Genomic DNA, 389 nt, shown 5'->3' with positions numbered 1-389 from the left:
GAAATAAAGCCGAATATGCTCCATATTTGAAAGAGGTAATTGTCCTGCCCGACGGTCGTGGCGTGATTTATGACCATAATGAGCCGGGAACCCCTGATATTTATCGACAGCTGGAGGCCCATGTCTATGTAAACAACGTGGCCTTTGTGATTACCACGGAATTTCGGGATTTTTCAGGCGAGAAAAATAAAGAAAAGAAAATTAAATATTTAGCGCGAGGTTTTACAGAGGCTGATGCAAACACCAAACCAGCCAGACTGGCTGCGCTACAGTCGCTGATATCGCGCTTAAGCGGCAGAAAGGATGAAGAAATCCCGAAAGAGAAAGGCGTGTGTATTCCGAACGGATTTATCAGGGACGATGGCGCTAAACACATTGAAAAAGTTACA

General features: G+C 44.7%; 1 protein-coding gene. It reads left to right on the top strand.

Translation table 11 applies throughout. The features are described 5' to 3' along the window. A partial coding sequence (locus tag AB6T85_RS23705) for a Tli4 family immunity protein (protein WP_369897058.1) occupies positions 1 to 389 on the top strand: 389 nt, incomplete at both ends.

Origin of the sequence: Erwinia aeris (genome assembly GCF_041224955.1) — a bacterium.
Taxonomy (GTDB): domain Bacteria; phylum Pseudomonadota; class Gammaproteobacteria; order Enterobacterales; family Enterobacteriaceae; genus Erwinia; species Erwinia aeris.
Note: the sequence above shows the minus strand (reverse complement) of the source record. Positions and strands in the feature narration are given on the sequence as shown.